The organism is Sphingobium sp. TCM1 (genome assembly GCF_001650725.1).
Taxonomy (GTDB): Bacteria; Pseudomonadota; Alphaproteobacteria; order Sphingomonadales; family Sphingomonadaceae; genus Sphingobium.
On the sequence record NZ_LXVX01000038.1, the window covers coordinates 266052 to 273373 of the forward strand.

Genomic DNA, 7322 nt, shown 5'->3' on the forward strand with positions numbered 1-7322 from the left:
GCACTTCTCCTTGTTCTAGCGTTCCATGCCACGGCTGATGTCGCGGCCATGATCGAAGGGGATGGAAGCGGCGAGGTCGCGGCCGATGCTGCGGCCCATGTCCTGACCGACCTCAAGGCCAAGCTCGCGGCTACGGAGGCCCAGCACAGATTCAAGCTGGGCGTCGCGCTCAAGGCTTTTCGCCATGTCGCCCATGTGCTGCGCCGTGGTCTTCGCCGCCCGGAAATTGCCGTCGCGCACAAGCTCCTGATGCTGGCGCTGCAACTGCTGCCAGCCCTCCACGAACCTGTCGGCGCGCTGGAAGGGGTCGATGCGAATTTCCGCCTCCGCCTGCATCGCCCGCACAGCGTCATGACCGCGCCCTTTCGCCGCCTCGCGGATAAGTTCCGGGCCGTTGCGGAACGCGCTGGTCAGATCGGTCGAACCTTCAGGCCGGATCGCGTCGAGGGCTTCACGCGCCTTCTTCAGCGCCTCGCGCTGGTGAGGCATGGCATCTATGCCCTGCGCCCGGGTCTGCCGGATAGCGTCCACGGCCTTGGCGTAGCGCTCGACAGCGCCGCGCAAGCCCGCGCGCATAGGCTGCGGGTCATGCTCGCGCTGCTGTTGTCGGGCTGGATCATGGACCGGCGCGGAAACGAAACGGCCAAGGTCTAGGCCATCGAACATGCCCCGTTCGGGCGTGGGCGGCGGCCCGCGATCCTGACCGGGCAGTGAGAGGCGCAAGCCGTCGAAGATGCCGCGTGCCTTCTCCACCACGGGTCTGACGATCCCTGCAACGCGCTCGCCAAAGCTTATACCGCGCCGCTCAGCGAATTGCTGTGCGGGGTCGCGGCGCTCGTAATCGCTAGCCATGTCCTTGGCGCGTTCGCGGGACAGGGTGCGGACAAGCCGGGACTCGTCGTTGAAGTCGTCCCGCCCATAATGGAAGTCCACGCCGTCGCGGTGGCGGGTGAGGACGACATAGGTTCCGTGCCGATCCATTCCCGGCGTGGCGAGCGCATGGGTGCGATCGACGCTGACGGCCTGCGTCTTATGGATCGTGGCGGCATAGCCATGGTCGAGGTCGCGATAGTCCTTGAGGTCGAACGACACAGAACGCCCGTCATCGGTGCGCACGGTCATGCTCTGCTGGTTCACCCGCTCGATGGTCCCCAGCGTACCGTTCTTCACTTCCATGCTGCGCTCGTTGCGCCGGAACATGACGCGATCCCCGGATGCAAAGTCCCGGTCGCCGTTCGCGGTCTTCACGCGGGCGTCGTCGCCCAGTTCGCCCGCCTCGCGCCGCCTATCGCGCGCCATCTCGTTGAGCGTGCGCACCTCGTCATTGGTGTGGGTAAAGATCATCCGCGTTTTGTCGGGTTCGGCCTGCCGCGCCGCGTCCCAACGGTCGATCAGGTCCGCGCGTGCCTGCTCGCGGGTTTCGGCGGCATGGAGCATGCCGTGATCGGCATAGGCCCGGATCGCTTCGCCGGTCCTGCCGGTCGCAAGGTGGCGGGTCGCGTCCTTCTGCCAGTCCTCATGCTGGCGGCGGATTTCGGTGATCTCGACGCCGCCATGCCGTTCATGGATCGCGCGAAACGCCGCGCCCGCTTCGATCGCCTGCAACTGCTCGGCGTCGCCGACCAGCACGACCTTGGCCCCGGCGTCGGCTGCATGGGATAGCACGCGCTCCATCTGGCGCGTGCCGACCATGCCCGCCTCATCGATCACCAGCACGTCGCGGGCGGTCAGAAGGTCGCGGCCCTGCGCCCAGCCATATTCCATGCTGGCGATGGTGCGCGAGGCGATGCCGGAGCCGTTCTCCAGCCCCTCCGCCGCGATGCCTGACAGCGCCACGCCGCGCACCTCGAATCCTGATCGCTCCCACGCCTCCCGCGCCACGCCCAGCATCGCGCTCTTGCCGGTGCCTGCGTAGCCCACGACGATGCTCAAATCCCGATTACCGTTCACATGCTCGAACGCCGCGCGCTGCTCCCCCGACAACAACAATCCGCGCCCTTCCGCGCTGATCAACGCCGCCTCGCGCGCCTTCTCGTTCGTGCGATGCCGTTCGCGCTCCGCCATCAATTCGCTGGCGCGCTGCAACCGCTGCTCGGTTTCGATCATGTCGCGACTGGTAAACCGATCATCGCCGCGCCCGTCCTTGCCCAGGGCGATCATGTCGGGCGAGGCGCGCACGGCGCCCATCGCGCGGTCATGCTGATCCTTGCCGTCGCTGTGCCGGTGGACGAACATCGCAAGATCGCGCGTCGTGAACGTCGCCTGATGGTGAGTGATCGCATTGAGCGCCACGGAAGGATCAGCGATGATCCGATCGCCATTGCGCTGCGCGATCTCACGGTGATTTTCGATCCGCTCGGACTCCAGCCCTCGCTCGCCCATGCGCGATGCGGCGGGGCCGATCTTGTCTTGCGGCTCAAGGTCGATGCCCTGCGCCTCGAAAGATCGGTGATCTATGCGGGCATCAATATCCAGTTCGGCAAGACGGGCGTTGACATGATCCGCCCAGCGCTCACGCCATTGCTCCACCAATTCCGTGCGGTTCCAGTCGCGGACCTTCTGCCCGAAACCTTCCTCGCCTACCTCCCGCATGGTGAGCATGACATGGGCATGGGGCTTCGCCAGCTTATCCGCGCCGATATCCCAATGCACATTCAGGTCCGCGATCATGCCGCGATCGACAAACTCGGCGCGGACGAAATCCTGTGCCAGCGCGATGCCCTGCGCCTGCGTCATCTCGCGCGGAATGGCGAACTCGACTTCGCGGGCAAGCTGCGCGTCCTTGCGCTTCTCGGTCGCCTCGACCTCGTTCCAGAGGGTCGCGCGCTCCGAGAAGCGTTCGGGCGCACCTTCGGGCAGGAGGATTTCCGAGTGGACGACGCCCGCCTTGTTCGTGAAGTCATGGTCGCGGTCGAGGCGCTCGTCGTGCAAGCGTTCGCCAGCACGATAAGCCGCCGCCGCGACGGCGCTGCGCCCTTGCGCGCGGCCAACGACCTGGACGGAGAAATGGAAGATCGCCATAACGATCGTCCATTTACTATCTCAAGCGCACGTCGGCACGACGTATAAGCGCGCCCTTCTCGAAAATTTCTCGGACGGGACTAGGCGGTGTCAGGCTGTCCCGGCGACTCTACTGCGCGGCGGGCTGGATCATCTTATCATAGGGCCATCGACACTCAATGGAGACTTTGCGATGCGCAAACCCCGCGATTTTGATTCGGAACTCAAAGCCCTCGCCGACAAGGCAAAGGCGCTCAAGGAACGGCGTGTGAGGCAACTTGGCGAACTGGTGACGGCGACCGGGGCCGACGCACTTGAAGCCGATATACTGGCCGGGGCGCTGCTCCATGTCGTCACGGTGAAAGACGCCGCTACAAAGGAGGGCTGGCGCAAGGCGGGCGCAGGCTTCTTTCTCGGCAAAGGCGCAAAGTCTGCGGGCGGACCTTCTGGCCAGCAGAGCGGCACTCTCCCGCTCGACGGCGGCGCGACATCGGCTTGAGGCACAAAGGGCACGAACCGACATGCGGGACTGGGCTGTCGCACGCCGCGAACGCACGCGGCACCTAATCGAACTGGGCGGCCTCGTCATTAAGGCGGGGCTAGTCGATCTGACTGATGATGATCGCGCCACGCTTTACGGCGCGTTTCTCACCGTTGCCGACAGATTACGCGGTGAAGAACGCGCCAACGCGCTTGCCCTCTGGAAGCGCAAAGGCAAGCGGGCGTTTGAGGCGGAACAGGACGGCGGTTAGCGCGAAACCGACAAGCGCACATTGCTGTCCGGTTGTGCCTGATACTCGACCATCGCCGCCATGGGCGGGCTGCTCTTGTCGCAATAGCGCACGGTGATAACGCTCTCGCGGATCGCAGGGCACAGGCCGGAGCCATAGAGAACGTCCGCCAGCGCGTCGAAGGTCGTCGCCTTGGCGCGATAGGCCCCGGTCCACCGCATAGTCCAAATGTCTTCATTGGCCTTGACCCGGTATCCCGCCCTTTGCGCAACGTCCATCACCGCGCCAAGCACCGTGTCCGCGCGCACGTCGAAGTCCAGCACGGCGGACAGGTCGGCGGGTCCGGAGCGGACGGCTTGCGCGGACCTTAAACGCCATAGCGTTGCCTCCGCGCCAGCTATGAAGAAGCACAGGCAGACAATCGCCAAGGGCAGATGGTCAACCCAGTCCATGAGCCTTTCGGAGCGCCAGAACCGGCGAACTCGAACGAGCGGATTCCATCGGCCCTGCGGCGGGGCGGCAAGTCGCACGATCCGCCATGTCCGTTGTAGCATGTTTGCGCGGCGAGCGGGCCGGTAAAGGGCTATCGCTGCCGTCAGCCCGGCGGGTGGCGGAAGCATCGGCGCTGGCAGGCTTGCTGCCAGTGAGGCTTGATGTTCCGCAACGGCGGACGCTGCCCGTTCCTGCAATATCTCTACCCGCGCGAATGCCCATGCCAGTTCCTCGCCCGAAATGCGGTAGGATCGCCCATAGCGCGCTTCGACATAGGCGCGGCGGATGCAGCCGAACGCGCGGCGCTCGAACCGACTGTCGCGCGGCCATGCCGAACACAGGCGCGGGTCAAGCGCTTCCGCTGCCTCTCGCAGTTCATCCAACGCATGGGTGCGCGGCGCGTGCAGGCTGATCGACCACAAGACGGACAGATAGAAATGCTCGCACGCCTGATGCAACATCAGCGCCGCCATCGGCGCATCGCCCCGGTTCCGATAGAAAGCCGCGCCAGCCAGAAATCCGGTTCCGAGATTATGCCACCGGATAAACTCAGCCACACCCCGGATAGCCCGTTCTCGCGCTGGCAGGCGGCGCGGCTCTTTCAACTGCAAGCCCACCATCTGGTAGAGTCCGATTCCCTGTTCGGCGATGGTGACGAAATGCGGGACGCCTTCAACAAGAGCGCCGTTCATCCGCTCAAGGCTCTCCACAGATAGCCGAACCGGACGGGTAATTTCGCCATGCTCCCATGCGCGACGAAGCCGATCACGCACCAGTCGCCAATCGCGTTCGCTGCGGGCAAGGCGTGGGTAGTTGACGATCGCCAGCAGGCGGAACGCTTCCCCCGGCGCAACATCTTCCCAATCTTTTTCAGCATGGGGACCGTGCAGGATCAGGGTAAGGATGCGGCCCGTCCGGAAATGTTCAGTGCATCGGCCCTTGGTCGTCTCCTCGAATGCCTCGAACAGGATAGTCGTGACGTGAAGAAGTTCCTCCCGGATCGGCGCGGGCAGATGATCGGCGTCGGTGCGCAGCATCATGACCGCGCCTCCCGTCGGCGACGTTGCCAACCCTTCGGGCGCGGGTGGCCCGTCAGATCATGCACGCGATCCACCAAGGTACGCACAAGGGGCGTGATCGTGGCGTGAATGAAGCCGCCCGTGCGGGGCCGGTTTTCCTCCCAATCAGCGTAGTGATAGCCCCATTTCCAATAGGGCGAGAGAACCGCAGCCAGCCGCGCCATGTCAGCGCAGTCATGGCCAAAGCCGCACGCATTGGAGTAGGCAAGTGCCTTGGCGATGTCCTGCTTGATGTGGCTGGCGTTCCACCCATCGGCAAAGCCCATGTCCAGTAGATAGGCGCACAGGGCTTGCTGGGTCACGAAACCAGCCTGATGCAGCGCTTCCTTTGTAAGTCGGGGCTCGGTGAGGAAATCCGCTTCCAGCGTAGTCATCCACCGTTCCGCATTGTGATAGCGGAAGCGGCTCATGCTTCGGCCCTCTTTCGTCCGCTCCAGTGTCGCGGGTTCGTCTTCATACTGTTGGTGAAGCGCCCCCAGTGCGCCACCCCAGGGTGAGGCGATCGCCGACGCGGCAACCGGCGCGAAAGCCAATCCGCGCAGCAGGGCGCGGCGGGATTTGGAGACAAGCATATGCACCTCCGTTCCGCATCCATTGCAAGAGGGCGAGATATGCCGGGGCGGATACGGAACGGTCCCGGCACTCCCACATGATTCGCGATGCCGGTCGCGCACTAGCACTTCGAGAAAGGCCGGTGCATCATATACGCCATCGTTTAATCATTAAACGATGGCGTATATTCAAATAAACGGTGGCGTCAATAGGTTTGATTTGGAAATTGAGATTCTACCCGATAGCGACAAGTCGATGGGACGCCCGCCACTTGGAATGAAGCCGACGACGATCAGGCTAACTACCGACACGATCCGTCGTATCGAGGCGCTTGTTGGCAACCGCAGGCTCGCCTTGTTCATCCGCGAGGCGGTCGAGAACGAATTGCAGCGACGCGAAAATCCGGAAGCGCCCAAGGGCCAAGGCAACTCCTGACGGAAAACACTTTTGCGGCGGTTGTCAGACGCCTGGCCGATCCTACAGTGATTGATTGTTGAGCACGGCCTACGGCGGCGTATCCACTCGGTGCCGATTTTCACAGCATCAGCGCCAGAGCGCGCGGCTAGCGACCGAAATTGATGTTTTCCGACCGGCAAATGTGCGCCCATTTGTCGTCATTCCGGGTCGAATTTTCCGTCCCCGGAAGCCGACGCTCATTCACGTCCATGAGGCACTGTGGACGACGTAGAAGCTGCCGGTCAGCCGTCACCCCCTTGCGGTCATTTGAAGCGCCTTTTCAGCGCCCCGACTTCGGCCGTTCGTTCATGTGAGTGTAACCGTTGCGGCTGATGCCCTCCAGCCAGGGGATACGAAACAGAGCATCTCGACCCTCCAGAGATACAGCCACCGTCATCGCACCCGCTTGCCGCTATCACCTTGCCGCCCTGTTACCCGTTCAAATCAACCGCAACCCATAGAGCAGATTGTAGACCCAGTTCGTCCGCGTCTCTTTGCCGTTTAGGCAGGCATCCCGTCGATGCAGCGACAGCCCTATGTATTGATCGCACATCCCGAGGCTGGCAGCGTAGCGGTAGTTCTCCAGCCGGACGATCGTGACACCGAACCAGATCAGCATCGCGACCAGAAAGACGATCAGCGCGTTCCTCATGCCCGTTCCATTTCCTTGAGCCGATTCACAAGGCGGTCGCGCCGCTGCTCGATCACGGGTTGATACTCGGCCCGCTCCTCAGGTTTGAAATCACCCGATGCATCCGGCCCGGCCATCCAGCCTGGTCCGTTCACCACCCTCATATCCCGGCAGAAGCGCGCCAGCGTCATCAGATCGTCCCGCGCAACACGAGCCTCGTCGTCGTGCCATGCGTCGTGATCCCGCTCCAGCGCCGGATACTTCGCTTCAAGGGTGAGGATCAGCGTGCAATAGGCACCCCCTTCGTGGGGTGATCGGCGTGCAAAAAGGACCCCTTCATCCCGGGGATTTAGTCGGCCGACTGGTTTTGATCAGTTGGCG

The 7322-nt window shown here is 63.4% G+C and carries 8 protein-coding genes; 3 read left to right on the forward strand and 5 right to left on the reverse strand.

The window, feature by feature from the left end; genetic code table 11:
* Window positions 1–15 precede the first annotated feature (15 nt).
* Window positions 16–3021: a Ti-type conjugative transfer relaxase TraA gene (gene traA / locus A7Q26_RS20525; RefSeq protein WP_066863723.1), complete on the reverse strand. Its 3006-nt coding sequence runs from the start codon at window positions 3019–3021 to the stop codon at window positions 16–18.
* A gap of 172 nt (window positions 3022–3193) precedes the next feature.
* On the opposite strand from traA, the gene A7Q26_RS20530 reads away from it, so the two are divergent.
* Together A7Q26_RS20530 and A7Q26_RS20535 are read left to right on the forward strand one after the other, a co-directional pair.
* Window positions 3194–3499 carry a conjugal transfer protein TraD gene (locus A7Q26_RS20530; RefSeq protein ID WP_066863726.1) on the forward strand — a complete coding sequence of 102 codons (306 nt, stop codon included), beginning with the start codon at window positions 3194–3196 and terminating at the stop codon, window positions 3497–3499.
* A 22-nt stretch (window positions 3500–3521) separates the two neighbouring features.
* Window positions 3522–3752 (forward strand): conjugal transfer protein TraD, encoded by a 231-nt coding sequence (locus A7Q26_RS20535; RefSeq protein ID WP_037517066.1) that lies wholly within the window; start codon window positions 3522–3524, stop codon window positions 3750–3752.
* On the opposite strand, the gene A7Q26_RS20540 is transcribed toward A7Q26_RS20535, so the two are convergent.
* Complete coding sequence (locus tag A7Q26_RS20540) at window positions 3749–5263, reverse strand: HEPN domain-containing protein (RefSeq protein WP_066863729.1); 1515 nt, start codon at window positions 5261–5263, stop codon at window positions 3749–3751. The two genes, A7Q26_RS20535 and A7Q26_RS20540, sit on opposite strands and share 4 nt — an antisense overlap.
* Window positions 5260–5712: a hypothetical protein gene (locus A7Q26_RS20545; RefSeq protein ID WP_232313882.1), complete on the reverse strand. Its 453-nt coding sequence runs from the start codon at window positions 5710–5712 to the stop codon at window positions 5260–5262. Before A7Q26_RS20545 ends, A7Q26_RS20540 begins: the two co-directional genes overlap by 4 nt.
* A gap of 319 nt (window positions 5713–6031) precedes the next feature.
* Between A7Q26_RS20545 and A7Q26_RS20550 the strand changes: the two genes are divergently transcribed.
* Window positions 6032–6289 carry a hypothetical protein gene (locus tag A7Q26_RS20550; RefSeq protein ID WP_084439245.1) on the forward strand — a complete coding sequence of 86 codons (258 nt, stop codon included), beginning with the start codon at window positions 6032–6034 and terminating at the stop codon, window positions 6287–6289.
* A 460-nt stretch (window positions 6290–6749) separates the two neighbouring features.
* Here A7Q26_RS20550 and A7Q26_RS20555 read toward each other — a convergent pair whose 3' ends face one another.
* On the reverse strand, window positions 6750–6962 hold the full coding sequence (locus tag A7Q26_RS20555; RefSeq protein WP_066863734.1) for a hypothetical protein: 213 nt from the start codon (window positions 6960–6962) through the stop codon (window positions 6750–6752).
* On the reverse strand, window positions 6959–7132 hold the full coding sequence (locus A7Q26_RS25410; RefSeq protein WP_157102645.1) for a hypothetical protein: 174 nt from the start codon (window positions 7130–7132) through the stop codon (window positions 6959–6961). The genes A7Q26_RS20555 and A7Q26_RS25410 overlap by 4 nt, the downstream gene beginning before the upstream one ends.
* Window positions 7133–7322: the final 190 nt, after the last annotated feature.